This window comes from Bradyrhizobium sp. WSM1743, from assembly GCF_000473065.1.
In the GTDB taxonomy this organism is placed as follows: Bacteria; Pseudomonadota; Alphaproteobacteria; order Rhizobiales; family Xanthobacteraceae; genus Bradyrhizobium.
Genome location: NZ_AXAZ01000019.1, coordinates 11,714 through 37,513 on the forward strand (window position 1 = coordinate 11,714; position 25,800 = coordinate 37,513).

Genomic DNA, 25,800 nt, shown 5'->3' on the forward strand with positions numbered 1-25,800 from the left:
AGCCCGGCTGCACCAGCCGGGCTTTTTGTTGTGTGCAATGGATCCCTCAGCGTGCGACGCGCAGCTTCGACAGCGAGGTGCCGATATCCTTGAACACCGAGACGGTCTGGCTTGCCGAGGTGACCAGATAGAACTTGTCGCTGCTGCTGGCGCAATATTGCAGCACGCTCGAAGTCGGATCGCCGCCGGTGTTCACCTGTACCGTGTAGATCGTGATGTTGTAAGGCTGCGCCTTGGCGTTGTCGCAGAGGATCTTCTGTCGGGCGTCGATCTGCGAAGCATCGCTGTACCAACGGTTTTGTGTGTTGAGACCGTCGGAGAGCAGGACGATTGCATCCTTGTAAGTGTAGTTCGTGTCCTTGGCCGGCGCGTTCATGGGATCGCCAGTTGACAGCGTCATCCAGCCCCAGGCAAGGCCGATGCCCTGGTTGGTATTGCCGGTCGGAACCAGCTTGTCGATCAGGGACTTGAGCGAGGTCCAATCGTAGCTGAGCGGCATGATCGGCTGGATGAAGGCCGAATTGCTGGAGTTGCAGTAGGAATATTGCTCGGCCGGGAAAAGCGTGGCCGAATTGCTGCTCACGGGAGTCGTGTTCTTGGTGTCGTAGTCCTGGTCGCGATCAGTGACGCATCCCGTCCACTTGTTGTGGTCCTTCGGCGTCCAGGTCTTGCCGGCACTCACGCAACTTGACTGCCGCTTGTACGAATTGTCGCTGCAGCTGCCATTCACCGCTTCCCAGTCGCTCCAGTCGATCCAGGATTTGTCATAATTGCTGCTGCCGACATTGACGTCCTTGGAAAACGGCACGATCGAGATGTAGACGTCGCCATTGGTCTTCGCGAGCGCGCTGAGCTGGTCGACCAGGTTCTTCGCAGCCGTTTGCATCGCCTCCATCTTGCCGTCGTAGGCCATCGATCCCGTGACGTCGAGCACCAGGGCCACGCGCATGCGCGTCAGGCCCCAGGCGCTGGTGGAGCTGGTGCCGATGTCGAGCGTCGGGAAGCCAGCGATCTTCATGAAGCTGGTCGTGTAGGTGCCGGTTCCGGTAAGCTGGATCGTCGAGCCCAAGCTGCTGCTCGCGGTATAGGTGGCCGCGACGCTGACCGACGGCAGGGTCTTGGTGTCGGTGAACAGGGCATTGAAATAGGATTGCGCCTTGGTGGCGATCTGCGACGTCGTGATGGCGCCGGACGACAGGTCCCTGGAGAGCATCAGCGCGGTGGAGTCGAGGGCCGACTGCATCGAGGTGCGGGCCTGGGCTGCGCGGCTATAGTCGATTGCGGCGCCGACGAAGCTCAGCACCGGAACGAGCGCGATGGCAAAGATCACGGCGATATTGCCTTGCTCGGCCGCTGCAAAGCGGGCGAGTTGTCGACCAAGGCGGCTGACGAGGGGCAAGCGAGACATGACGATCCCCGAAATCTGTGTTTTGCCCGATTTCGCGCCACGCCATTGAATGGTAGGTAAACTGGACCGCACAAAACCGGAGCCATCCGTCGCAGGCGGGGCAACGGCCAGGTTCCTGGTCAACGCGTCCTAAACGTGCCGGCAGAAATTTTTGTCAAATCGGTCCGGATTGATTAACCTGACGAGGATCGCCCGGACCGGGAATCGGGACTGCCGCGGCCACACCTTCGCATGCTTGCGGCCAGCCGGGGGCAGGCCCATATTGCTGGCGAACGATCCGGCTTGAACCGGGTTTGTCGGGAGCGGCGATCCAACAAGGCGGCGCGCCTGCGCCAGGCTCCGAAGGGCGGGGTCGCGCGGTGACCGCCATTCGCTTCCGTGGGGAATTTGAACGCCTGTGCCATGCCGCAATTGACTTCCAGCCTCGACCTGTCCGCGCCAGCCGCTGCCGACGCTCCTCGCATGAGCAACGACGAGAACCGTTCGGGCACCCCCTCGGGTCCGAGCACGTCGGTCATCACCAAGGTCAAGCCGAAGACGAAGCGGCCGAACCTGTACCGCGTGCTGATCCTGAACGACGACTACACGCCGATGGAGTTCGTCGTTCACGTGCTGGAGAAGTTCTTCAACAAGGACGTCGAGGCCGCAACCAAGATCATGCTGCACGTCCATCATCACGGCATCGGGGAGTGCGGCGTGTTCACCTACGAGATCGCCGAGACCAAGGTGACGCAGGTGATGGATTTCGCCCGCAAGCACCAGCATCCGCTGCAATGCGTGATGGAGAAGAAGTAAGAGCCTTGCGACGCGTTTGAAGCCGGCTCTTGTGTAGCCGCAGCGTGATTGTCGCGTGACGGCTGCGCGCGCTGTCCGTTGGCGTCGGCAAAAATACGGAATTCTGCACCGGCGCCGATCCCGCCCAAATCGGAACGGGTTTTGCATCGAAAATAGCCCAGGTGGCTAGCTGCCGAGTCGCGGAACCGGTCTTTCGCCGCGATCTTGTATAACCATATGTGACAAAGGTTGTTGTTGCCTGACCGGGCGATGACGATCATGATGGTGGGGGCCATAGAGGACGCGAATGCCGACTTTTTCCCAAAGCCTTGAACAATCCCTGCATCGTGCGCTGGCGATCGCAAACGAGCGTCATCACCAATACGCGACGCTCGAGCATCTGTTGCTCTCCCTGATCGACGACTCCGATGCCGCCGCCGTCATGCGCGCCTGTAGCGTCGACCTCGACAAGCTCCGTACGAGCCTCGTCAACTACCTTGAGACCGAATTCGAGAACCTGGTGACGGATGGCGCCGACGATGCCAAGCCGACCGCCGGCTTCCAGCGCGTGATCCAGCGCGCGGTGATCCATGTGCAGTCCTCCGGTCGCGAAGAGGTGACCGGCGCCAACGTGCTGATCGCGATTTTCGCCGAACGCGAGAGTCATGCCGCTTACTTCCTGCAAGAGCAGGACATGACGCGCTATGACGCGGTGAACTACATCAGCCACGGTATCGCCAAGCGGCCGGGCGTCTCCGAGGCGCGGCCGGTACGCGGCGTCGACGAGGAGACCGAGGCCAAGGGCAACGAGGACGCCAAGAAGAAGGGCGAGGCGCTCGAGACCTATTGCGTCAACCTCAACAAGAAGGCGCGCGACGGCAAGATCGATCCGGTGATCGGACGTAATTCCGAGATCAACCGCGCGATCCAGGTGCTGTGCCGCCGGCAGAAGAACAATCCGCTCTTCGTCGGCGAAGCCGGCGTCGGCAAGACCGCGATCGCGGAAGGTCTTGCCAAGCGCATCGTCGACAGCGAGGTGCCGGAGGTGCTGGCGGCTGCGACCGTGTTCTCGCTCGACATGGGCACGCTGCTCGCGGGCACGCGCTATCGCGGCGACTTCGAGGAACGCTTGAAGCAGGTGCTCAAGGAGCTCGAGGCGCATCCCAACGCGATCCTGTTCATCGACGAGATCCACACCGTGATCGGTGCGGGCGCGACTTCGGGCGGGGCGATGGACGCTTCGAACCTGCTCAAGCCGGCGCTTGCCTCGGGCACGATCCGCTGCATGGGCTCGACCACCTACAAGGAATATCGCCAGCACTTCGAGAAGGACCGCGCGCTGGTGCGGCGCTTCCAGAAGATCGACATCAACGAGCCCACGGTCGAGGACGCCATCGCGATCCTCAAGGGCCTGAAGCCGTATTTCGAGGACTACCACCGGCTGAAGTACACCAATGAGGCGATCGAGGCGGCGGTGCAGCTCTCCTCGCGCTACATCCACGACCGCAAGCTGCCCGACAAGGCGATCGACGTGATCGATGAGTCCGGTGCGGCGCAGATGCTGGTGGCCGAGAACAAGCGCAAGAAGACCATCGGCATCAAGGAGATCGAGACCACGATCGCCTCGATGGCGCGGATCCCGCCGAAGAGCGTGTCGAAGGACGATGCCGAGGTGCTCAAGCATCTCGAGCAGACCTTGAAGCGCACCGTATTCGGCCAGGACAAGGCAATCGAGTCGCTCGCCGCCTCGATCAAGCTGGCACGCGCGGGCCTGCGCGAGCCGGAGAAGCCGATCGGCTGCTACCTGTTCTCCGGGCCCACCGGTGTCGGCAAGACCGAAGTCGCCAAGCAACTCGCGGCCGCGCTGGGCGTCGAGCTCCTGCGCTTCGACATGTCCGAATATATGGAGCGGCACACCGTGTCGCGCCTGATCGGCGCGCCTCCCGGCTATGTCGGCTTCGACCAGGGCGGCCTGCTCACGGATGGCGTCGACCAGCATCCGCATTGCGTGGTGCTGCTCGACGAAATCGAGAAGGCGCATCCAGACCTCTACAACGTGCTGCTCCAGATCATGGATCACGGCCGGCTCACCGACCACAACGGCAAGCAGGTTAACTTCCGCAACGTGATCCTGATCATGACCACGAATGCGGGCGCAGCGGATCTCGCCAAGCAGGCGTTCGGGTTCACCCGCTCCAAGCGGGAAGGCGACGACCACGAGGCGATCAACCGGCAGTTCGCGCCGGAATTCCGCAACCGTCTCGATGCGATCGTCTCGTTCGGCCATCTCAGCGTCGAGGTGATTGGCACGGTCGTGGAGAAGTTCGTGCTTCAGCTCGAGGCGCAGCTCGGCGACCGCGACGTCACAATCGAGCTGTCCGAGGAGGCCAAGGCCTGGCTGATCCAGCACGGCTATGATGAGCAGATGGGCGCACGTCCCATGGCCCGCGTGATCCAGGAGCACATCAAGAAGCCGCTGGCTGACGAGGTGCTGTTCGGCAAGCTGAAGGGTGGCGGCCACGTCCGCGTCGTTCTGGTCAAGGACGACGCCGACGAGACCAAGGAGAAGATTGGCTTCGAGTTCGTCGAGGGCCCGGTTACGCCGAAGCAGGAAAAACTGCCCGGCGCCCGCAAGCGCCCGCCGGGCAAGTCCAAGCCGGGCGGCCCCGGTGGCTCGAAGGGGCCAACTTCCAAGGGGCCGCTGGTCAAGGCTTGATCGGCATGTGGTGAAATCGAAAAGGCCGGCTGAAAAGCCGGCCTTTTGTTTTGGGTCGCAGGTAACTCTACGTTCCGGCCTCTGGCGCTGCTGCCGGCGGACGCGGCTTTCTCGGAGCGGCGGGCCGTGCGCGGGCAGGGGCCGACGGTTGCATCGTCACGATGACCGGATTGGGCTTGTGATCGGTCGCAGCCCCGGTCGCGGCGTCGACGCCCATACCAACGACACCGCCCAGCAGAAGATTGCCCGCAAAGCCCGCGGCCCCGCCGGTTTGGATGTCCCGGCTGAGCGGCACGACCTGCGGCTCATAGCCATCCTTCTGGAAGGTGATCGAAATGTCGGCGTTCCGCTTGACGACCACGGAGCAGGGGGTCGTGCAGGTGGTCGGAACCTCCATTCCGCTGACCACGGCTTCCACGCCTGAAGGTGTCGATGAGATGCTGATATTTTCGGTCGTGCCGCGCGTGACCGACGCGCAGCCGCCCAGCATGACGCTGAGCGCCACTATTCCAAATGAACGCATGAAATGCCCCTTGTCCCGCGGCGAGTGAAGCGCAACCGGAGCGAGAGGGCAATATGTCAGCCGTCCAAATAGTTAAGCCACGCACAGGTTGCGTGCGAGGCACCGAGAACGCGGCCGCGGCGCGTTCACTCCCCTTTCATCCGTTGGCCTTCCTGAACCCGGACGTGCTCGGCGCCGCGCGCGGCCGCGGGTGACAGACGCAACATGCTGAGCAGCGCGCCGCACAGGGCAAAGCCGACGCCGGCGAGCAGCGCGATCCTGGTGCCCTCCTGCGGGTAGCGGCCGAGGAACAGTGCGACCAGCGCTGCGCCAGTGGTTTGGCCGAGCAGGCGGGCGGTGCCGAGCATGCCGCTGGCGCCGCCGGAGCGCTCACGCGGGGCGGCCGCGATCATGGTGCGGTTGTTTGGCGTCTGGAACAGGCCGAAACCAAACCCGGCGAGGGCCATGCGCCAGGCGATGTCGAATGCGCCAGGCACGTCTGGCAGCATCGCGAGCGAGGCGAGCCCGCCTGCGAATAGCAACAGGCCGATGCCGCCGAGCAGGCCGGCCGGATAGTGCTCGACGAGGCGTCCGGCAAGCGGGGCGGCGAACGCGACCGTGATCGGCCAGGGCGTGATCAGAAGGCCCATATGCACGGCTGAATAGCCGAAGCGACTTTGCAGGTAGAACGGGATCGCCACGAAGGCGAGCATCTGCGCGCAGAACGAGGCGATCGAGGTCGCGATCGACAGGGCGAAGATCGGGATGCGCAGGAGATCGACCGGCAGCAGCGGCACGGCCACATGCGTCTCGCGCCAGATCAGGGCAGCGCCCGCGATCGCAGCAACAGTGGATTCGATCAGGCAGGTGAGGAGCGGCTCGCCATGGCCAACGCTGTCGACCGCGAAAATACCGACACCGAAAGTGACGGCACTTAAGCCTGCGCTCTGCCAGTCGAACGAATGCGCGGCCAGACGCGTGTGCGGCAGGCAGCGCGCGCCGAGCGCAACGGCGACCGCGCCGATCGGCACGTTGATCGCGAACAGCCAGGGCCAGCTTCCCACGGCCAGGATGCCCGAGGCCAGCGTCGGCCCGATCGCGGCCGACACCGCCACGACCAGTGCGTTGCGCGCGATGCCGCGGCCGAGCAGCGCATGCGGATAGGTGAAGCGCACCAGCGCGGTGTTGACGCTCATGATGCCGGCCGCGCCAAAACCCTGGATGATGCGCGCGACGGTCAGCAGCGGCAGCGAGTGCGCGACGGCGCAAAGTGCCGAGGCGAGGGTGAACAGCGCAAGCCCCGCCAGATAGACACGCCGATAGCCGACGATCTCGCCAAGCGAGGCCAGCGGCAGCAGCGAGATCGTGATGGCAAGTTGATAACCGTTGACGATCCAGATCGAGAAGGCGGGGCTCGCATCGAGGTCGGCCGCGATCGTCGGCAGCGCCACATTGGCGATGGCGCCGTCGATCACGGACATGGTGATGCCGAGCGCGATGGTGAGGATGGCCCATCGACGCTGCGGCAGCGGCAGTCCGTCGGCCTGCTCGATTGTGACTGTCGACATTTGAGCGGCGTGTCGTTGGCGAATCGGACTCTGCCAGGTGGCCGAGTATTGCGCCAACAGGGCAGGACCGCGATAGTTCCGGAACCGACTGCCACCGGAGCGGCGCGCTCTACACCGCCGGCGGATTGCGGTCGATGAAGGTCGTGCGCTGGTGCCAATAGGGATAAGGCAGCGTCACCTTGCTCGCGGCGTCGAGCTTCGCGACCTGGTCCTTGGTCAGGGACCAGCCGACCGCGCCGAGATTTTCGCGCAGCTGGGTCTCGTTGCGCGCGCCGATGATCAGCGTCGACACGGTGGGGCGCTGGAGCAGCCAGTTGAGCGCGATCTGCGAGACGCTCTTGCCCGTTTCCCTCGCGACCTCGTCGATCGCATCGACAACGCGATAGACATGCTCGTCCGGCACGGGCGGGCCAAACTCGGCGGTCTTGGGCAGCCGGCTGACTTCCGGCTTCGGCTGACCGCGCCGGATCTTGCCGGTGAGGCGTCCCCATCCGAGCGGAGACCAGACCACTGCGCCAAGGCCCTGGTCGAGGCCGAGCGGCATCAGCTCCCATTCGTAGTCGCGCCCGATCAGTGAATAGTAGGTCTGGTTGGCGACGTAGCGCGGGAAGCCGTGCTTGTCGGCCACACTGAGCGACTTCATCAGGTGCCAGCCCGAGAAATTCGAGACGCCGACGTAGCGGATCTTGCCGGCGCGCACGAGCACGTCGAGGGTGGCAAGCACCTCCTCGGGCGGGGTGAAGGCGTCGAAGCCATGGAGCTGGAACAGGTCGATGTAGTCGGTGCCGAGCCGGCTCAGCGAACCGTCAATGGCCGTGAGCAGGTGCTGGCGCGATGAGCCGATGTCATTGGGCCCGTCGCCGAAGCGGAACGTCGCCTTGGTCGAGATCAGGACCTTGTCGCGGCGACCCTTGATGGCTTCGCCGAGCACCCGCTCGGACTCGCCGAGCGAATAGACATTCGCTGTGTCGAACATCGACACGCCGGCCTCGAGGCAGATGTCGAGAAGCCGCCGCGCCTCGGTCGCGTCGGTCGCGCCCCAAGCGGCGAGGCGGCCGACCCCGCCGAAGGTGCCGGTGCCAAGACTCAAGGCGGGCACCATGAGGCCTGACCGGCCCAAGCGTCGGTATTCCATCGGTATGCTCCTCGGCTGGCCGCTGATTGATCACTGCGGCTCGGTGGCAAAGGATACTGCAAGCAGGCGCTGCGTCCTATCACGTGCTCACATAGCGGCTTTGCTTGGGAACGGCCTAGTCGTGCAGGCGCATGTCATCGAATGCTGCATTGGTAACGTGCGAGCCGGGCGTCCTCACCAAAGATTGAGCTTCGAGCCCGGTTGCGGGCGAGGGGAAGCACGCGGGTTCGCTGTTAGGCGTTTGCCGCGGCAGCAGCGTCAGGCTCCAGCCCACCAGGACCAGCACCGCGAGCCGGATCGCGATCACACCCAGCAAGAGCTCCGATCCGCTTATGGTGTGGTGAGTCCTCATGTGCGCCAGCCTGATGCAGGCCGCCAGCCAGTACAATCTGGAATTGGCGAGCATTGCCTTCGCTGGAAGCGAAGGCTCGAGGTGATAGCTGACTGGAATGAGATCTCAATGCCGCAACTGGCTCTGCCGGAAGTCGCGCGGCGACATTCCAAAATGCTCGCGGAAGACCCGGCCGAAATGCGAGAGGTCGTTGAAGCCCCAGGCAAAGGCGATCTCGCTGATGTGGCGATGGGCGAGCACGGGTGAGGCGAGATCACGCCGGCATCGGGCGAGGCGTTCGGCAAGGACATGGCGCTGGAAAGAGATGTCCTCGTCGGCAAGAAGGTCGTTGACGTAACGCGGCGAGATGCCGAGCGCGGCCGCGGTCTCCGCGAGCGAGAGATCGGGATCGGAAAGATGCGCGCGGATGTGCGCCTTCAATCGGTAGAGCAGGGCCGAGCGGTGGGTTGAGGACGGCAGCGATATCTTGCCGAGCCGCTCGCTCAACGCCATCGCAAGCAGATCGACCGCCTGCTCCGACAGCGCGGCGGCGGTGTCGGGAGCCAGCCCGTCCGCGTTCTGGCAAAGCCGGAAGATGAAATCATGGGCGAGCCGCTCGAGCGGTGCGTCGGCGCCAAACGACATTGCAGTCAGCGTCTCGGTGCCGCCGAGCCGGCGCTGCAACATCTCGCGCGGCACCTTGAAGATGGTCTGCGTGAAGGTGTCGTTGAACTTCAGCTCGTACGGACGCGTGGTGTCATAAAGCGCGAACTCGCCGGGATGAATCACCGTCTCGCGGCCGTCCTGCACAACGCCACCGTTGCCCCGATTGCCGAGCGCAATGAGAACGAAATCCTGGTCCGAGCGCGCGATGCGCGAGGGCGTGCGGAACACGTGCTGGCGGTCCGAGCAGACCTCGGAGCAGACCGCTTTGCCGAGCGAAGCCTGCGTGACCGAGCCGCGAAAGGCGCTGCCGAGATCCGACTTGCAGTCGAGCCCGACGAAGACGTCACAGACGATATCCTGCCAGAGGGCGAGCCGCCGATAGCCGGGGCTGCCGTCCGTCGTGAACTGGATTGGCATCTGGAGAGCCTCCCTTTCACACCCTGCAAAATCGCCTGGGATCCAGCCTGACCGGAGGCAAATCCCGTACCGGTCCGCAGCGCGTCCAGTCGAGTTTTTGTTCCGCCGCGGTCGAGCGCCCGGCCGTCCGGCCTGGTCAAATAGACTGCATCGGACGCGGCTTCCGATCAACCGGCAATGGAGGCGGGAATGGGCATCGAACATCCGAAATACAAGGTGGCAGTGGTGCAGGCGGCGCCGGCCTGGCTCGATCTCGACGCCTCGATCGACAAGTCGATCGCGCTGATCAGGGAGGCCGCGGAAAAGGGCGCCAAGCTGATCGCGTTTCCCGAGGCCTTCATCCCCGGTTACCCCTGGCACATCTGGATGGACTCGCCGGCCTGGGCGATCGGCCGCGGCTTCGTGCAGCGCTATTTCGACAACTCGCTGTCGTATGACAGCCCGCACGCCGAGCGGCTGCGCGAGGTCGTACGCAAGGCAAAGCTCACCGCCGTGATCGGCTTGTCCGAGCGCGACGGCGGCAGCCTCTATCTGGCGCAATGGCTGATCGGACCTGATGGCGAGACCATCGCAAAGCGCCGCAAGCTGCGGCCGACCCATGCCGAGCGCACCGTCTATGGCGAAGGCGACGGCAGCGACCTCGCCGTGCATGCGAGGCCCGACATTGGCCGTCTCGGCGCGCTGTGCTGCTGGGAGCATCTCCAGCCGCTGTCCAAATACGCGATGTACGCCCAGAACGAGCAGGTGCATGTCGCGGCCTGGCCGAGCTTCTCGCTCTACGATCCGTTCGCGCCGGCGCTCGGCGCCGAGGTCAACAACGCCGCCTCGCGCGTCTACGCGGTGGAGGGCTCCTGCTTCGTGCTGGCGCCTTGCGCGACGGTGTCGCAGGCCATGATCGACGAGCTCTGCGATCGGCCGGACAAGCACGCGCTGCTGCACGCCGGCGGCGGCTTTGCCGCGATCTACGGCCCCGACGGCAGCCAGATCGGCGACAAGCTCGCGCCGGACCAGGAGGGTTTGCTGATCGCCGAGATCGATCTCGGCGCCATCGGCGTCGCCAAGAACGCCGCCGATCCCGCCGGCCATTATTCACGGCCCGACGTCACGCGGCTGTTGCTCAACAAGAAGGCGTACAAGCGCGTGGAGGAGTTCGCGCTGCCGGTGGATACGGTAGAGCCGACTGACATCGCCGCAGCCGCGAGTTGATCGCCGGGAGGATTACCAGCCGCCATATCCGTCCTTCGTGGCGCGCTACAAGCCGGCGGTCAGCCGCGTCGTGATGGCCTATTTCGGCGTGCAATATCGCGGCCGGGCGCCGCTGACCGCTACGACCGCCCTGGCGTCGAGGGGCATTTCGCGATCGAAAGCGGTCCCTCGCATTGGGACCGCGCGCGCTATGTCGACCAGGCTGGCTACGAGAACGTCGTCTCCGTTGCCTATTGGGATGATCTCGCGCGTTTCGACGCCTGGTTTGCACCGGTGCTTGAGGCCTGGACCGGACAGCAGCGCGACAGTATCGGCACCTTCATCGAGGTGCTGCGTCCCACCGTGTCGCGTCATGAGACGCTGTTCTCTTCGCCCGATCGGCCGGAAGGTGTCGCCGTCGTTGCGGAAGGCATGAGCGGCGAGGTGCAGGAGCACGCCTATTGGGGCGGCATGCGTGACCGTATCCCGCTGTCGCAGACCGATGCGATGGCGCCAGGTGGCGCACCGGAGCTGATTTGCGACGGCGCGCGGCTGCGCGTGAAGGCCCATGACAATCTCTGCCTGATCCGCTCCGGGCAGGACTGGAGCGATACCGAGGCGTCGGAGCGAAAACTCTATCTCGACGACGTCGAACCGGTGCTACGCGAGGGCATGGACTTTCTGCGTGATGATGGCCTCGCGATTGGCTGCTATGCCAACCGCTATATGCGGGTGCTCGCGGCCGACGGCAGCGTCCGCGAAAAGTCCTACGGTCAGAGCTGGTGGAAGAGTCTCGCCGCGCTCGAACGCTGGGCGGAGTCGCATCCGACCCACGTCAAGATCTTCGGCGCGGCGATGAAATATCTGTCGACGCTCGGGCCGTCAGCCAAGCTGCGGCTCTATCACGAGGTGACGGTCGCAGCCGCCGACGAACAGTTCTTCGAATATCTGAACTGTCACCCAAAGACGGGCATGCTGGCGGCGGTGGAGAAAGCGTGATGAGGTGAGGCTTGATTGCTGCAACGACGAAGGTGCACTCCCTCTCCCGCTTGCGGGAGAGGGTCGGGGAGAGGGTGCTTCCGCAATGGGACAATCCCCTAGAGGAGAAAGCCCTCACCCGGCGCTTCGCGCCGACCTCTCCCGCAAGCGGGAGAGGTGAACCAGCGCAGGCGATCGATTCAACCGCTTTAGGTCACGCAATGGCCGAGCAATTCCGGATGCGCCGCGCAGATGTGGTGCGCGCCGGCGTCCCGCAGCTCGGCCTCGCTGCCATAGCCATAGAGCACGCCGATGGCCGTCATGCCGTTGGTGTGGGCGCCGACCACGTCATGGCTGCGGTCGCCGATCATAATCGCGCTGCTCGGATCGACCTTGGCTTCATCCAGCGCATAGCGGAGCAGGTCGCGCTTGTCGACGCGCGTGCCGTCGAGCTCGGAGCCGAACACGCGCTCGAAATACGGCTTCAGACCGAAATGGTCGACAATGCGGGTGGCGTAGATAGCGGGCTTGCTGGTCGCCACGAACATGCGCTGACGTGTCGCTGCGAGCGACGATAATGTGTCCGTAATTCCGCTGTAAGCCTCGTTCTCGAACAGGCCGATATCGCTGAAGCGCTCGCGATAGAGTAGCAGTGCACGGTCGGCGAGCTCATCGGCTCCAGTGAGCTTTCTGAGGCTCGCAAGCAGCGGAGGGCCGATGCACCAGGTCAGTTCGTCCTCGCTCGGCACCGAAACGCCGAGCCGTTCCAGTGCATATTGGATCGAGCGGGTGATCCCGGGCTTTGGGTTGGTCAGCGTGCCGTCGAGATCAAAAAAGATTGTCACCATCAGGCGGGACCTGTGTTGATACTGCCGTCTGTTGCTAGTTGGCTGGGGTTCCAAGTCAAGGTCCGATTTGTCCGATAGCGTCGATGCCATGCGAATAGCTCGGGTTATCGTTGTCTTGTGCCAGACCCTCGTGCTGTCGCCGGCGCTCGCGGAGGAGATGCCGCCCCCCGTCGCGCCTCCGAAGGCAGAGGAACCTGCGAAGCCGGCGGAGAAGCCAAACGACGCCCGCGAGAGTGACACGCGGGAGTCGATCTGCCTGATCGTCGAGGCGGCCGCGCGCGATGCCAATCTTCCGCTCGAGTTCTTCGCCCGGGTGATCTGGCAGGAGAGCCGCTTCCAGGCCGATGCGGTAGGTCCCATGACGCGCAGCGGTGAGCACGCACAAGGGATCGCGCAGTTCATGCCGGGCACGGCAAGCGAGCGCGGGCTGCTCAATCCGTTCAATCCGGTGCAGGCCTTGCCGAAGTCGGCCGAATTCCTGAACGAGCTGCGCAACCAGTTCGGCAATCTCGGACTTGCCGCAGCCGCCTACAACGCCGGACCGCGCCGCGTCCAGGAATGGCTCGCCGGCACCGGCCCTATGCCGGAGCAGACCCGCAACTACGTCTATGCCGTCACTGGCACGAGTGTCGATGCCTGGGCCAAGGCGGGCAGCACCGGCCAAGGGCCGCCGAGCGCGCCGCCGACGAGCTGCCGCGATCTGATGGCGCTGCTCAAGCGCGCGCCGAATGCCTTCGTCGCCGAGCTCGAGCAGCATGTGGAGCTTGCGGCTGCAAAGGTCTGGGGCGTGCAGCTCGCCGCCGGTTTCGATCGCAACAGGGCGCTGGCGATGTATTCGCGCGCGGTCACGCGGCTCAGCGCGGTGATCGGAGAGCGCGATCCGAGCCTGCTGAGCTCGGTGATGCGCAGCCGCGGCACGCGCATATTCTACCAGGTGCGCATCGGGGCGGATACACGGAGCGAGGCGGATGATCTGTGCAACCGCATCCGCAAGGCGGGCGGCGCCTGCTTCGTGCTGAGGAATCGGGGTGTGGCGGGGTAGGGCGGTGGGTGTCGTGCGCATGCCAGCCCCGCCGCGCGCTTCCTTGACGCGGCTCCCCGCATTGCCCGTTATGCAGGCACGATTCCGCAATCTCAGCCGGCCGCTCCGTGGCGCTTCCTCCGCTCGATTCATCTCAATGGCAAAGTCCTTGGCGCGCCTTCGCGTGGGGGCTGCGCTCGATCACGCAGACGATCCTCACCATCGTGCTGTTCGTGACTTATCTCGGCATCGGCGCGCTCGCCCATGACACCCATTTCAGCCTGCTCTGGGCGCTCTGCTCGACGCTGTTCGTCTGGGCAGGTCCGGCGCAGATCATCCTGATCACGACGCTCGGCTCGGGCGCCACCATCATCCAGTCGGCGATCGCGGTGACCGTCAGCGCCATCCGCCTGTTTCCGATGGTGGTCTCCGTGCTGCCGCTGATGCGCACACCCAAGACCAAGCGGCGCGAGCTGATTTTCGCCGCGCATCTCACCGCGGTGACGCTGTGGGTCGAATGCCACCGCTTCCTGCCGAAAGTGCCGCGCGAGCGGCGCATCGCCTTCGTGCATGGGCTCGGCTGTGGCCTGGTCTCGGTGTGCCTTGTCGCCAATATTGTCGGCTATTTCCTCGCCGCCAACCTGACGCAGACTTTTGGTGCGGCGATTCTGCTGCTGACGCCGCTGTCGTTCCTGTTCTCGACGGCGCGCAACAGCCGCGAGGTTGCCGATGTCGTCGCGCTCGTGCTGGGCATCGTGCTCTATCCGCTGGCATCAAAGATGAACTCCGGTCTCGACATCCTTGTCAGCGGCATGGTCGCCGGCACGATCGCTTATGGCGTGCATTGGTGGCGGGAGGTGCGCGCATGAGTTTTGCGCAAGCGATCGGCGACTGGCACGCGCTCGCCGTGCTGTTCGTCGCCGGCGTCGTTCCCAACCAGATCTGGCGCATGCTGGGCCTCTGGTTCGGCGGCGGGATCGACGAGGGCTCCGAGCTATTGGTCTGGGTGAGGGCGGTCGCGACCGCGATCCTGGCCGGCGTCATCGCCCAGATCGTGGTCGAGCCGCCAGGGGCGCTGGCCACCGTGCCTGACGTTCTGCGCTATGGCGCGGTTGGTGCAGGGCTCGTCGTCTTCCTGCTGACCCGCCGCTCGATCTTCGCGGGCGTGGTCACGGGCGAAGTCTTCATGCTGGCCGGCAAGTGGTGGTTGGGCTAAAACCGCTTCCGACAAGCTAAGGAACAAGAAATATGGTTCGCGAACAGGAGCTCCGCGAGGGCGAGGTCACCATCGAGCTGCCGCCGACGCAAGATGCCGGCCTCGTCTTCATCGGCCGTATCCGCACACCCTGGACCTCGCGGTTGGAGACGCCGCGGCAGGGACGCCAGGATGGCCCGGTGTGCCGGCTCGAGATCTTCGAGCCGTTCGTGCCGGCGATCAAGGGCGTCGACTTCTACAGCAATCTCGAAGTGCTCTACTGGCTCGACAAGTCGCGACGGGACATCATCCTGCAAAGCCCGAAGAACAACGAGAAGACCCGCGGCACGTTCTCGCTGCGCTCGCCGGTGCGGCCCAATCCGATCGGCACCTCGATCGTGAAGCTGATCGGCATCGAGGGCAATGCGATCCTCGTTCGCGGCCTCGACTGCATCGACAACACGCCGCTGATCGACATCAAACCGGATCGCTGCGAGTTCACCCCGCTGGCGGCGCCGCAGCCGGGGGATTTCCAGACCGAGTGAGGGGGCATCGCTCCAACCCCGTCATTGCGAGGAGCTCTTGCGACGAAGCAATCCAGACTGTCTCCGCGGGAAAAGTCTGGATTGCTTCGCTGCGCTCGCAATGACAAGGAGAGATCGTAGCCCGCATGGAGCGCATCGTAATGCGGGCACTGTCCCGGATTGCGCTTCGCTCCATCCGGGCTACGGGGCGCACCCCGGAATGACGATCAGCTCTTCAACGCCGCGATCAGCTTCGCCGCGTGCTCTTGCAGCACCTTGTCGTCTTCCTTGCGGCTCGCCGGCGGCAGCATGGCGACGCCGTCGTAGCGCGGCATCACGTGCATGTGGAGATGAAAGACGACCTGTCCGCCGGCAGGCTCATTGAACTGCTGCACGGTGATGCCGTCAGCGTTGAACGCCTTCATCGCGGCGATCGCGATCTTCTTCGCACCACGGGCGACATGGGCGTAGTCGTCCGGGTTGATGTCGAGGATGTTGCGAGCGGGGACCTTCGGGATCACCAGCGTGTGACCGAGTACGCGCGGCATGATGTCGAGGAAGGCGAGGACGTGCTCGTCCTCGTACACCTTGTAGCAGGGCAGCTCGCCGCGCAGGATCTTTGCGAAGATGTTGTTGGTGTCGTAGGCGGTCATGATAACTCCTCGGCGGCTCCTCGAGATTTTGCGCTTACTGTCACCAGCAACGGCGATGCGTCAAGGCGCCTCGTCGGGGCCTTTTCGGAACGGGCCGAGCTCGGCAAGCTCGCGGCCGGCTTCGGCGACATAGGCGCGCTCGCGCTTGAGGTAGTCATCGATGGCGCGGCGCAGGCCGGGATCGGCGATGAAGTGGGCGGAATGGGTGGTACGCGGCAGGTAGCCGCGCGCGATCTTGTGCTCGCCCTGCGCGCCGGCCTCGACATGTTTCAGGCCGTGTTTGATTGCGAAGTCGATCGCTTGGTAATAGCAGACCTCGAAATGCAGGAACGGATGATGCTCGACCGCGCCCCAGTTGCGGCCGAACAGCGTGTCCGAGCCGATGAAGTTGATCGCGCCCGCGATCCAGCGATTGTTGCGGCGGGCCATCACCAGCAGCACGTCCTCGCTCATGGTCTCGCCGATCAGCGAGAAGAACTCGCGCGTCAGATACGGCCGGCCCCATTTGCGCGAGCCCGTCTCCATGTAGAATTCGAAAAAGGCATCCCACGCATCCTCGGTGATGTCCTTGCCGGTGAGCCAGTGGATCGAAATGCCCGCCGCCAGCGCATCGCGCCGCTCGCGCTTGATCGACTTGCGGTGGCGGGAGTTCAGCGTCGCCAGGAAATCGTCGAAGCTTGTAAAACCCTCGTTGTGCCAGTGGAACTGCTGGTCGGTGCGCTGGAGGAAGCCGTGCTCGGCAAGCAGCTTCCATTCGTCCTCGCGCGCGAAGGTGACGTGCACTGAGGACGCCTTGCTGACGCCGCACAGCGCCACCAACCCGCTCGCCAGCGCCTCCCTGATCTGCTCGCGATCGACGCCGTCGCGGACCAGAAGCCGCGGTCCCGTGGCCGGCGTGAAGGGGACCGAGACCTGGAGCTTGGGATAGTACCGCCCGCCGGCGCGCTCGTAGGCATCCGCCCAGCCGCGATCGAAGACATATTCGCCTTGCGAGTGTGATTTCAGATAGCAGGGCACGACGCCGGCGACCCGGCCGTCGACCTTGGCCACGAGATGCCACGGACCCCAGCCGGTGCGGATCGTGGCCGAACCCGATTTCTCGACGGCGGAGAGAAATGCGTGCGAGACGAACGGGTTATAGGCAGGTCTTGAGAGCCCGAGGGAATCGCCTAGAAAGACGGATGAGGTTCCCGCGCCATGCCCGTTGCAAGCCTTTTCCCTGAAGGCCTTGCCGGGATTGGCGCAGGCGTCCCAATCCGCGGGCGAGACTTCGCCAATGGACGGTACGGCCTCGAGCGTAATGTCGGATGATGCCATTGCGTGCAAGATCGTGCATTGCAGCAGCGACTTCAAGGGGCGGGAACAGGCGGGCTCTCATGCCCCGGACGCGGCGCAGCGCCCCCGGCGATGCGAAGCATCGTCCGGAGCGGTGCCCTGCAGAGCCGGGGCCCATGTGGCAGCGAGTTCGAGGACAGTTGGGTCCCGGCTCTGCGCTGCAACGCTATAGCGTCGCAGCTTGTCCGGGACACGAGAGGTGCCATGCCTACGGCACGAACCCCTCAAAAATCATCTGGTCCGCATAGCGCCCGACCCGGGACCGCTGCTCCGGCGTGCGGACGGTCCAGCCGAGCAGGGCGCAGCCGAACAGGTTGCGGGCGATCCAGGGCGCGGGGGCCGGGAGGTGATCGACCTTGAAGGCGACGAAATGCGGCTGGGTCTGGAAGCCATGGCGCAGGTACAGCATGCCGTCGCGCTGCTCTTGGGTCAGCTTGGCCCAGTACTCGTCCTCATAGGTCCGCTGCGCGACGATGCCGCGCGGACGGGAGGGGAGCAATTCGCGCAGCGCCAGCACTTGGTCGGGATCGAACGACATGCCGACCGCGGGGCCGTCATAGGACGCCAGCACCTCCGCCATCCGCTTCACCAGGTTGCGGTCACCGCCAAAATGGCTCTTCACTTCGATCACCAATGGCACGCGGCCGGCGACCATGGCGCAGAGGTCGGACAGCGACATCATTCGCTCGTCCGTGTCCTTGAATTTGAGGGCTTTCAGCTCCGCGGCAGTTTTCGAGATGACGTCACCAGAGACCTCAGTCAGGCGGCCGAGGGCATGGTCGTGATGCACCATGGCCTCGCCGTCGGCCGAGAGCTGGATATCGACCTCGATAGAGAAATTGCCTGCAATCGCAGCCTGCACCGCGCCCGGCATGTTCTCGACGATGCCGCGCGAGATGTCGTGCAGGCCGCGATGGGCGACCGGCCGGGCTGTCAGCCAATCCGGAGCGCGCATTCGCGTCAGGCGACCTCGAACACGCCTTCGACCTCGACCGCCGCATCCGCGGGCAGCGAGGCGACCCCGACGGTGGTGCGGGCATGGCGGCCCTTGTCGCCGAAGGCGGCGACCATCAGGTCGGAGGCGCCGTTCAGCACCTTCGGCCCGTCCAGGAAATCCGGCGCCGAGTTGATGAAGCCGCCGAGGCGCACCACGCGCACGACCTTGTCGAGATCGCCGAGCGCCGCCTTGACCTGGGCCAGTAGGTTGACGGCGCAGCCACGTGCGGCCGCCGCACCTTCTTCGATGGAGACGCCAGCGCCGAGCTTGCCCTTGGCGATCAGCTTGCCGGCGGGATCAAAGCAGACCTGGCCGGAGACGAACAGCAAATTGCCAGTGCGCACGAACGGGACGTAGTTGGCGACGGGGGTAGGGGCCTCATGTAGCTTGATGCCCTGCTCCGCCAGTTTCTGCTCGACCGTGCCCGCCATGTCCGACCTCGTTGTCCAAAATCATTCGCTCCCGGCACGTCCGTCTGAAGGCCGGCGCGCCCTGTTTCGCTCATCGTGCCGTCACATGCAAGCAGCCGGAGGCGGCTGCATTTGGTTGGGGCAGGGCAGCAGGTTCAACGCGAAGGGGCAACTTTACGTGAAGCGGCCTCAGTTGCGACGCAATGGAACGGTCATTAAAATGTCGAATCTGCGCTTTCCTCAAGGAACAGACATGGTGCACCTTTTCCGGACTTCGCTCGGTGTGATGGCGCTCGCCGCGGCCAGTGTCGGCCTTGGTGGCGGGGCTCAAGCCGCCAACGGTCCGTTTCTCGCGCACCAGGCGCTCTATGATCTCAGCCTCGTCAAATCGCGCTCCAATTCGGTCAACAGCGCCCGTGGCCGGATCCTCTACAACTTCACCGGCAGCGCCTGCGAGGGCTACACCTCCGAGTTCCGTCAGGTCTCCGAGCTCGACAGCGGCGAGGGCAAGGTCACGCTCAGCGACCTCCGCTCCAATTCCTGGGAGGACGCCGCCGGCAAGAGCTACCGCTTCAAGATCGAAACGCGCATGAACGAGGCGGATGCCGGGCGGGTCGACGGCTCGGCCGAGCGCGACGGCGACCATATCAACGTCAAGCTGAAGCTGCCGGCGCCGAAGACCTTCACCCTCGACGGCAAGATCGTGTTCCCGACCGAGCAGATCCAGCGCATCATTGCTGCCGCCAAGGAGGGCAAGTCGCTGCTGGAACTGTCCGTCTATGACGGCTCCGACGACGGCCAGAAGGTCTACAACACGCTGACCGTGATCGGCCAGCCGATCCCCGCCGACCGCGCCACCTCGACCGATCCGTCGATCTCGGACGAGCACATGAAATCGCTGAAGCGCTGGCCCGTCACCGTCAGCTATTTCGATCGCGACGCCCAGCAGAAGGAGGGCGAGCAGACCCCGGTCTACGCGATGTCGTTCGAGCTCTACGAGAACGGCGTCTCGCGCCAGCTCGTGCTCGATTACAACGATTTCGTCATCTCCGGCGCGATGGGCAAGTTCGACGTCAAGGACAGCAAGCCCTGCAATTGAGGGGCGGTCTCTCTTCCGTCATTGCGAGCGCAGCGAAGCAATCCAGAGTCTCTCCGCGGAAAGATTCTGGATTGCTTCGTCGCAAGAGCTCCTCGCAATGACGGGACTGGCTCTCGTCACACTCTCCAGCTACGCTTCGTCCCAACCACAAACTCCGGGAGCCCCTCCATGCCCAAGCTCGACCATCTCCGCCCCAGCGGCCTGCATCACAATCCCGCTTATTCTCACGTCGTCACCGCCTCGGGCGCGCGCACCATCTACATTTCCGGACAGGTCTCGACTGACGAGGAAGGGCGGATCGTCGGCGAGGGCGATATCGCCGCGCAGACGACGCAGGTGATGCAGAATCTCGGGCTGGCGCTGAAGGCGGCCGGTGCGAGCTATTCCAATATCGTGAAGATCACCACCTTCGTCGTGAACTACAAGCCGGAGCTGCGCCCCATCATCGGCAAGGCTCGCTCCGCCTTCTTCGAAGGCATGGAGCCGCCGGCCTCCACGCTCGTCGGTGTCTCCGCGCTCGCCGCGCCGGAATGGCTGATTGAGATCGAGGCCGTGGCGGTCGCGGACTGAGGTTTTCCTGTAGCCCGGATGGAGTGCAAGCGTAATCCGGGAAGCCTGTCGCTACGGAGGCATTGTCCCGGATTGCGCTGCGGTCCATCCGGGCTACAGGTGCTTCGCCTCTGACATCTCTTGTAGCAGCACCAGCGCTTCATCGGCCCTATCCGCCGGCACGAAGAGATGGTCGTGGTGAAAGGCCGACACGGCGTTCACGCTGATGCCGGCTTCGGCCAGACGCGCCGTGATTGCCGCCAGAAAGCCCACCGCGTCGAGCGCGGAGTGAATTGACAAGGTGATCAGCCGCGAGGGAAATTCATGGCGCAGCCCGGCACGTTCGGCCTCCTCGTGCAGTATCACCAGCGTTGTTCCTTGGCGTTCGCGGAACGTCAGCATCGGGCTGATGGTGGCTGGAATGTCCGCATTCGGCGCAAGCGTGCAAAACACGAAGGTGCCGTCGAGGATCTCCGGCTTCATGTTACGCAGTAGCACGTCGAGATCGCGTTCGCCTGTCACGGTGCCAGTCCCCGACCCGGTAAGATCGTCTGAGCCCCTGCGAAGCTATCGGCGCCAGCGGTTGATAAAGTCGCAACCAACATACCTTTGTATATCTCCTCTAATCCTTCTCATGCGCTGACGTTACGCTGGTACAATTGAGCGACGGCGGCAGATTCTTACAATTAGAGTCCGCTCGGGTCACTGCGAAGAGGCTCAAATGAATGTCGTCATTCGAAAGCTCAATGGCTTGTGGCACCTCATCGTCGGGACTTGCCAGATCCGAACGCCGTTCCTGGAGACTCAGGATCGACAGTTGGTCGTCCAGTATGCCCGGCGCGCCTATCCGGGTGCACGGATCTTCGAACGCGACTGAGTGGAGCAGGACTAGATCACTCCTGCGCTTTCGGCCCCTCATACGCAATGCCGCGGATCACCGCGGCGCTGCCGAACTTCTTGCGCAGGCTGTCGACTGCACGTTCGGCGTGAGCGGCGCGGCGCTCAAGCATGTCGGTATCGTCGCTCGCTGATCCCTCGCGCAGCGCGCTGACGCCGGCGCCCATCAGGCGGAAGGCGGTGCCATCGATCTCCTTGGCCAGCATCTCGCGGCAGATCGAGAAGATCTTTGCGGCGAGCTGCGTCGGCGCTGCGATCGACTGCGAGCGGGTGCGCTGGCGGAAGTCGGCAGTCTTCAATTTCAACGTGACGGTCGAGCCGGCGAGCTCGCTGCTCTTGAGCCGCGACGACGTCTTCTCGCACAGCCGCCACAAGATCTTCTCCAGCGTCGCGAAGTCTCGGATATCGGTTTCGAAGGTGGTCTCGCTGGAAATCGTCTTGGCGCCGCGATCAGGCTCGACACGGCGGTCGTCGATGCCGCGCGCGAGCCGCCACAGCCTGCGGCCGTCGCTCGGAAACTGCCGCATCATCTCGATCTCGTCGGCCTTCTGGAGGTCGGCGATGATGCGGAAGCCGCGCTGCACGAGGCGCTCCTGCGTTGCGGGTCCCACGCCGAAGATGAAGCCGACCGGTTTTTCCGCCAGCATCAAACGCGCTTCCTCCTGATCGAGCGCGGCAAAGCCGCGCGGCTTGTCGAGGTCGGAGGCGATCTTGGCCAGGAACTTGTTGCAGGACAGGCCGACCGACACGGTGATGCCGATGTCGCGCTCGACGTCGCGGGCAAAGCGCGCCAGCACCTTTGCGGGGATCATGCCGTGCACGCGCTCGGTGCCGGAGAGGTCGAGGAAGGCCTCGTCGATCGAGAGCGGCTCGACCAGCGGCGTCAGCGCCTGCATGGCCTGCCGGACCTCGCGGCCGACCCGGACATACTTCGCCATGTCCGGGCGGATCACGGTCGCATGCGGGCAGGCCTCCAGTGCCTTGAACATCGGCATGGCCGAGCGCACGCCATAGGTGCGCGCGATGTAGCAAGCGGCCGATACCACGCCGCGCTTGCCGCCACCGATGATGACGGGCTTGTCGGCGATGTCAGGATTGTCGCGCTTCTCGACCGTCGCATAGAAGGCGTCGCAGTCGATATGGGCGATGGTCAGGCTCGCGAGCGCCCGGTGGCGGACGAGGCGAGGGGATCCGCAGGCGGAACACCGCCGCACGCCCACGTCCAGATCGGCCAGACAATCCCGGCAGAAGCAGCGGGGCCCGGCCGGGTCGCGGTCGCTCACGGCACGTCGCGCTCCCAGGAGGGGTCGCCGAGCGCATCGCCGAGAACCTGCCGCGCTGCGGCAACGTTGGTCGGATCCAGTTCCGCGGCCTGCGCAAAGGCCTTCACGGTGGCGTCATCGCGCAGCACGAAATCGAGCACGCTGAGGAGGAAATTCGGGTCCGCGGCGGCGTTGCGCAGGGTCTCCGGGCCGACACCCGTTTCGGCCAGGAACAGGCCCAGCCGCTCGGGCTCGCCCGCGACGAAGGACAGGGCCTGAATCGCAACAATTTCAGCGACTTCGCGGGGGTTGTGAACAGGCTTTTTCACGGGGACGATTTGCCTTTCCGTTAACTTTCGGTCTCTAATTTGGAATCATCATGCCCGAGTCTCGTCCTCAAGTCTTCCGGCCCAGACAAGCAACTGGAAACCACATCGCAGAAAGTCGACCCTCGGGTTTAACGAAACTCAAGCGAATCTGAGGCTAGTTTGAATCCAGTTTTCGAAACGCCGGGAAGCGGCGTCTGAGGCGTCACATGTACCGGTCTGCGGACCAATCAGGAGGGCGGGATGGCTAAGACCGTCCTGATCGTGGAAGACAACGAGCTCAACATGAAGCTCTTCCGCGACCTGTTGGAGGCGCACGGCTACCAGACCACAGGCACCAGCAACGGCTACGAGGCGCTGGACCTCGTGCGCAAGATGCGGCCCGACCTCGTGCTGATGGACATCCAGCTGCCGCAGGTCTCCGGGCTCGAGGTGACGCGCTGGATCAAGGACGATCCGGAGCTGCGCACCATTCCCGTCGTCGCGGTCACGGCGTTCGCGATGAAGGGCGACGAAGAGCGCATCCGCGAAGGCGGCTGCGAAGCTTATTTGTCCAAGCCGATCTCGGTCGGCAAATTCATTGAGACGGTCCGGCGTTTCATCGGATAGGAAGTGAGTTCACAGTGTCCGCGCGTATCCTGGTCGTCGACGACGTCCCCGCCAACGTCAAGCTGCTCGAAGCCCGCCTGTCCGCCGAATATTTCGACGTGATGACCGCCTCGAACGGCACCGAGGCGCTGGCGATTTGTCATCGTGCCGAATGCGACATCATCCTGCTCGACGTGATGATGCCGGACATGGACGGTTTCGAAGTCTGTCGCCGCCTCAAGACTGATCCGGCCACGCATCACATCCCGGTCGTGATGGTCACCGCGCTCGACAGCCCCGCCGACCGCAATCGCGGGCTGGAAGCCGGCGCCGATGACTTCCTGACCAAGCCCGTCTCCGACGTCGTGCTGATCGCGCGGGTGCGCTCGCTGACGCGGCTGAAGATGATGACCGACGAATTGCGCATGCGCGCCATCACCTCGCTCGAGATCGGCATGCAGGCGCCCGAGCGCAGCGCCGTGGCCGACACCGGCAAGGGCGGCCGCATCCTCCTGGTCGACGACCGCGAGTCCTCCTATGAGCGGCTGGCGACGATCCTCGCCGCCGAGCACACCATCGACGTCGAGCCGAACCCGACGGAGGCGCTGTTCCACGCCGCCGAGGGCAATTACGACCTCCTGATCGTCTCGCTCGACCTCAACAATTTCGACGGCCTCAGGCTGTGCAGCCAGGCGCGCTCGCTGGAGCGCACGCGCCATGTGCCGATCCTGGCGATCGCCGACCCCGAGAATTCGACGCGGCTGCTCCGGGGCCTCGAGATCGGCGTCAACGACTATCTGCTGCGCCCCATCGACAAGACCGAGCTCCTGGCGCGCGCCCGCACCCAGATCCGGCGCCGCCGCTACACCGATCATCTGCGCGACAACGTGCAGAACTCGATCGAGATGGCGATCACCGACGCGCTCACCGGCCTGCACAATCGCCGCTACATGGAAAGCCATCTCGCAACGCTCGCCGAGCAGGCCGCAATCCGCGGTAAGCCGCTCGCGCTGATGATCCTGGACATCGACTACTTCAAATCGATCAACGACAATTTCGGCCACGACGCCGGCGACGACGTGCTGCGCGAATTCGCGGTGCGCGTGCGCAAGTCGATCCGCGGCATTGACCTGGCCTGCCGCTATGGCGGCGAGGAGTTCGTGATCGTGATGCCGGAGACCGATCTCCACGTCGCCGGCATGGTCGCCGAGCGCCTGCGCCGCTCGATCGCGGGCGAGCCGTTCGCGATCCACAAAGGCGCCAAGCGCATCGAGGTCACGATCTCGATCGGGCTCACCACGCTGGAGAGAAAGGGCGAGGCGGTCGCCGACGTCCTCAAGCGCGCCGATACCGCGCTGTACCGGGCCAAGCACGACGGCCGCAATCGGGTGGTGTCGCAGGCGGCCTAAAGGCTGCCGCGACACAAAAGTTGCGAAAACAACCCCATGCACAGTAGCCGGCAGTAGTCGGATCAATGGCTTACGCGGGTGGCAAAACGGCTTGCGCTGGGGGCGGCGCCGTTTGACTCGTCGGGCAAAACAGGAGCATGTTGGTAGGATGGCGGCGGCCCTCCAAACTCCGCCTGTCATTCCCCGCGAAGGCGGGGAATCCAGTACGCCGCGGCACCTCGGTTCTAGCCTCACTGTCTCTGGAATACTGGATCACCCGCCTTCGCGGGTGATGACACCGAATGATACGGCGACAGCGCTCATTATGGCGCGCGCTTGCGTCCCTTCACCGTCTTCGCGCTACCACCCACATCCACGCCCGCGTTCCGCAGCAGCACCTTCGCCGCTTCCTTCGCAGCTCTTGCCATTGCGGGATCATCGCGCACGAGGTCCTGCGCGATGGAGCCATCCACGAGCAGCACGAGCTGTGTCGCCAGCGCGTCGGCGTCGGCAACGCCGAGCTCGGTCAGGCGGTCGCGAAACCAGACGCGGCGACTTTCCTTGAAGGCGATCGCGATCTTCTTCACGGCGCGGTCGGTCGGCCCGAGCTCGGCCACCGCATTGACGAACGGGCAGCCGCGAAAATCCTTGGCCGCAAAGCGCCGCTCCAGCGAATCGAAGGTGGCGAGGATCTGCTCGGCCGGCGGCTTGTCGGAGGTGCGTGCGCTTACGAAGCGGCGCTCGAGATATGCCGCGATCAGCGCGTCCTTGGACGGGAAGTGGTTGTAGAGCGTGCGCTTGGAGATGCCGATCTCGGCCGCGATGGTGTCGACGCCGATCGCGCGAATGCCTTGCAGATAGAACAGCTTGTCGGCGGTCTGAAGGATCCGCTCTTTCATCGTCTGTGGGTTGGGCGGGGGAGCCATGCGATAGCGCGCGTCCTGTTCGCTTGACAGCTGCGACTATCTATAGCCTAAGTACACAGGTCTGTGTAACCAAAATCAACGGCAAAAGCAGACGTCGGCACG

27 protein-coding genes and 1 pseudogene are annotated in these 25,800 nt (G+C 64.4%); 13 read left to right on the top strand and 15 right to left on the bottom strand.

Annotated elements, in window-relative coordinates:
* Positions 1–46: 46 nt before the first annotated feature.
* A complete protein-coding gene (locus YU9_RS0115060) occupies positions 47–1,408 on the bottom strand; it encodes a TadE/TadG family type IV pilus assembly protein (RefSeq protein WP_027573591.1) in 1,362 nt (453 codons plus the stop codon).
* 462 nt (positions 1,409–1,870) lie between these two features.
* Between YU9_RS0115060 and clpS the strand changes: the two genes are divergently transcribed.
* Both clpS and clpA read left to right on the top strand, forming a co-directional pair.
* Positions 1,871–2,203, top strand: coding sequence for an ATP-dependent Clp protease adapter ClpS (clpS, locus tag YU9_RS0115065; protein WP_027573592.1), 333 nt, complete (start codon positions 1,871–1,873; stop codon positions 2,201–2,203).
* Between the two features lie 286 nt (positions 2,204–2,489).
* Entirely contained in the window at positions 2,490–4,898 is a 2,409-nt protein-coding gene (gene clpA, locus YU9_RS0115070; RefSeq protein ID WP_027573593.1) for an ATP-dependent Clp protease ATP-binding subunit ClpA, read from the top strand.
* 67 nt (positions 4,899–4,965) lie between these two features.
* Here the strand turns inward: clpA and YU9_RS0115075 are convergent, their stop codons facing one another.
* From YU9_RS0115075 to YU9_RS0115095, 5 genes are all read right to left on the bottom strand, one after another.
* Positions 4,966–5,421, bottom strand: coding sequence for a PEGA domain-containing protein (locus tag YU9_RS0115075; RefSeq protein ID WP_027573594.1), 456 nt, complete (start codon positions 5,419–5,421; stop codon positions 4,966–4,968).
* 125 nt (positions 5,422–5,546) lie between these two features.
* Entirely contained in the window at positions 5,547–6,968 is a 1,422-nt protein-coding gene (locus tag YU9_RS41480) for an MFS transporter (RefSeq protein WP_051380396.1), read from the bottom strand.
* A 109-nt stretch (positions 6,969–7,077) separates the two neighbouring features.
* Complete coding sequence (locus YU9_RS0115085) at positions 7,078–8,103, bottom strand: aldo/keto reductase (protein WP_027573595.1); 1,026 nt, start codon at positions 8,101–8,103, stop codon at positions 7,078–7,080.
* A gap of 115 nt (positions 8,104–8,218) precedes the next feature.
* Positions 8,219–8,410: a hypothetical protein gene (locus YU9_RS0115090; RefSeq protein ID WP_245266392.1), complete on the bottom strand. Its 192-nt coding sequence runs from the start codon at positions 8,408–8,410 to the stop codon at positions 8,219–8,221.
* 150 nt (positions 8,411–8,560) lie between these two features.
* Positions 8,561–9,517 carry a helix-turn-helix domain-containing protein gene (locus tag YU9_RS0115095; RefSeq protein ID WP_027573597.1) on the bottom strand — a complete coding sequence of 319 codons (957 nt, stop codon included), beginning with the start codon at positions 9,515–9,517 and terminating at the stop codon, positions 8,561–8,563.
* 189 nt (positions 9,518–9,706) lie between these two features.
* Between YU9_RS0115095 and YU9_RS0115100 the strand changes: the two genes are divergently transcribed.
* Together YU9_RS0115100 and YU9_RS41485 are read left to right on the top strand one after the other, a co-directional pair.
* Positions 9,707–10,723, top strand: a complete 1,017-nt coding sequence (locus YU9_RS0115100) for a carbon-nitrogen hydrolase family protein (protein ID WP_027573598.1) — start codon at positions 9,707–9,709, stop codon at positions 10,721–10,723.
* A pseudogene (locus YU9_RS41485) lies at positions 10,698–11,701 on the top strand (phenylacetaldoxime dehydratase family protein). Before YU9_RS0115100 ends, YU9_RS41485 begins: the two are co-directional and overlap by 26 nt.
* Before the next feature lie 188 nt (positions 11,702–11,889).
* Here the strand turns inward: YU9_RS41485 and YU9_RS0115110 are convergent.
* On the bottom strand, positions 11,890–12,528 hold the full coding sequence (locus YU9_RS0115110; RefSeq protein ID WP_027573599.1) for an HAD family hydrolase: 639 nt from the start codon (positions 12,526–12,528) through the stop codon (positions 11,890–11,892).
* 157 nt (positions 12,529–12,685) lie between these two features.
* Here YU9_RS0115110 and YU9_RS0115115 point away from each other — a divergent pair, with 157 nt between their 5' ends.
* The 4 genes from YU9_RS0115115 to tsaA all read left to right on the top strand — a co-directional run bounded on the left by YU9_RS0115115 (position 12,686) and on the right by tsaA (position 15,289).
* Entirely contained in the window at positions 12,686–13,570 is an 885-nt protein-coding gene (locus tag YU9_RS0115115; RefSeq protein WP_245266394.1) for a lytic transglycosylase domain-containing protein, read from the top strand.
* Positions 13,571–13,677: 107 nt separating this feature from the next.
* Positions 13,678–14,418 carry an AzlC family ABC transporter permease gene (locus YU9_RS0115120; protein ID WP_027573601.1) on the top strand — a complete coding sequence of 247 codons (741 nt, stop codon included), beginning with the start codon at positions 13,678–13,680 and terminating at the stop codon, positions 14,416–14,418.
* A complete protein-coding gene (locus YU9_RS0115125; protein WP_027573602.1) occupies positions 14,415–14,765 on the top strand; it encodes an AzlD domain-containing protein in 351 nt (116 codons plus the stop codon). The genes YU9_RS0115120 and YU9_RS0115125 overlap by 4 nt, the downstream gene beginning before the upstream one ends.
* A 32-nt stretch (positions 14,766–14,797) precedes the next feature.
* Positions 14,798–15,289: a tRNA (N6-threonylcarbamoyladenosine(37)-N6)-methyltransferase TrmO gene (gene tsaA, locus YU9_RS0115130; protein WP_027573603.1), complete on the top strand. Its 492-nt coding sequence runs from the start codon at positions 14,798–14,800 to the stop codon at positions 15,287–15,289.
* 206 nt (positions 15,290–15,495) lie between these two features.
* Here tsaA and YU9_RS0115135 read toward each other — a convergent pair whose 3' ends face one another.
* The 4 genes from YU9_RS0115135 to YU9_RS0115150 form a co-directional block, all read right to left on the bottom strand.
* Complete coding sequence (locus YU9_RS0115135) at positions 15,496–15,921, bottom strand: HIT family protein (RefSeq protein WP_027573604.1); 426 nt, start codon at positions 15,919–15,921, stop codon at positions 15,496–15,498.
* A gap of 60 nt (positions 15,922–15,981) precedes the next feature.
* Positions 15,982–17,238, bottom strand: coding sequence for a GNAT family N-acetyltransferase (locus YU9_RS41490; RefSeq protein ID WP_027573605.1), 1,257 nt, complete (start codon positions 17,236–17,238; stop codon positions 15,982–15,984).
* Between the two features lie 226 nt (positions 17,239–17,464).
* Positions 17,465–18,211 (bottom strand): glycerophosphodiester phosphodiesterase, encoded by a 747-nt coding sequence (locus YU9_RS0115145; protein WP_027573606.1) that lies wholly within the window; start codon positions 18,209–18,211, stop codon positions 17,465–17,467.
* A 5-nt stretch (positions 18,212–18,216) separates the two neighbouring features.
* Positions 18,217–18,684, bottom strand: coding sequence for a RidA family protein (locus YU9_RS0115150; protein ID WP_008130072.1), 468 nt, complete (start codon positions 18,682–18,684; stop codon positions 18,217–18,219).
* Between the two features lie 232 nt (positions 18,685–18,916).
* Between YU9_RS0115150 and YU9_RS0115155 the strand changes: the two genes are divergently transcribed.
* Both YU9_RS0115155 and YU9_RS0115160 read left to right on the top strand, forming a co-directional pair.
* Positions 18,917–19,762, top strand: a complete 846-nt coding sequence (locus YU9_RS0115155) for a cell envelope integrity EipB family protein (RefSeq protein ID WP_027573607.1) — start codon at positions 18,917–18,919, stop codon at positions 19,760–19,762.
* Positions 19,763–19,930: 168 nt separating this feature from the next.
* Entirely contained in the window at positions 19,931–20,332 is a 402-nt protein-coding gene (locus tag YU9_RS0115160; RefSeq protein ID WP_027573608.1) for a RidA family protein, read from the top strand.
* A 93-nt stretch (positions 20,333–20,425) separates the two neighbouring features.
* On the opposite strand, the gene YU9_RS0115165 is transcribed toward YU9_RS0115160, so the two are convergent.
* A complete protein-coding gene (locus tag YU9_RS0115165; protein ID WP_027573609.1) occupies positions 20,426–20,833 on the bottom strand; it encodes an ACT domain-containing protein in 408 nt (135 codons plus the stop codon).
* A 199-nt stretch (positions 20,834–21,032) separates the two neighbouring features.
* On the opposite strand from YU9_RS0115165, the gene YU9_RS49025 reads away from it, so the two are divergent.
* Positions 21,033–21,188 carry a hypothetical protein gene (locus YU9_RS49025; RefSeq protein ID WP_198028245.1) on the top strand — a complete coding sequence of 52 codons (156 nt, stop codon included), beginning with the start codon at positions 21,033–21,035 and terminating at the stop codon, positions 21,186–21,188.
* 16 nt (positions 21,189–21,204) lie between these two features.
* Here the strand turns inward: YU9_RS49025 and YU9_RS0115175 are convergent, their stop codons facing one another.
* Both YU9_RS0115175 and YU9_RS0115180 read right to left on the bottom strand, forming a co-directional pair.
* Positions 21,205–22,491 carry a DNA polymerase IV gene (locus tag YU9_RS0115175; protein WP_027573610.1) on the bottom strand — a complete coding sequence of 429 codons (1,287 nt, stop codon included), beginning with the start codon at positions 22,489–22,491 and terminating at the stop codon, positions 21,205–21,207.
* Entirely contained in the window at positions 22,488–22,799 is a 312-nt protein-coding gene (locus YU9_RS0115180) for a DUF3572 domain-containing protein (RefSeq protein WP_027573611.1), read from the bottom strand. Before YU9_RS0115180 ends, YU9_RS0115175 begins: the two co-directional genes overlap by 4 nt.
* 240 nt (positions 22,800–23,039) lie before the next feature.
* Between YU9_RS0115180 and YU9_RS0115185 the strand changes: the two genes are divergently transcribed.
* Both YU9_RS0115185 and YU9_RS0115190 read left to right on the top strand, forming a co-directional pair.
* A complete protein-coding gene (locus YU9_RS0115185) occupies positions 23,040–23,405 on the top strand; it encodes a response regulator (RefSeq protein ID WP_027573612.1) in 366 nt (121 codons plus the stop codon).
* Between the two features lie 14 nt (positions 23,406–23,419).
* Entirely contained in the window at positions 23,420–24,793 is a 1,374-nt protein-coding gene (locus YU9_RS0115190) for a PleD family two-component system response regulator (RefSeq protein WP_027573613.1), read from the top strand.
* A gap of 302 nt (positions 24,794–25,095) precedes the next feature.
* On the opposite strand, the gene YU9_RS0115195 is transcribed toward YU9_RS0115190, so the two are convergent.
* A complete protein-coding gene (locus YU9_RS0115195; protein ID WP_027573614.1) occupies positions 25,096–25,698 on the bottom strand; it encodes a TetR/AcrR family transcriptional regulator in 603 nt (200 codons plus the stop codon).
* Positions 25,699–25,800 lie beyond the last annotated feature (102 nt).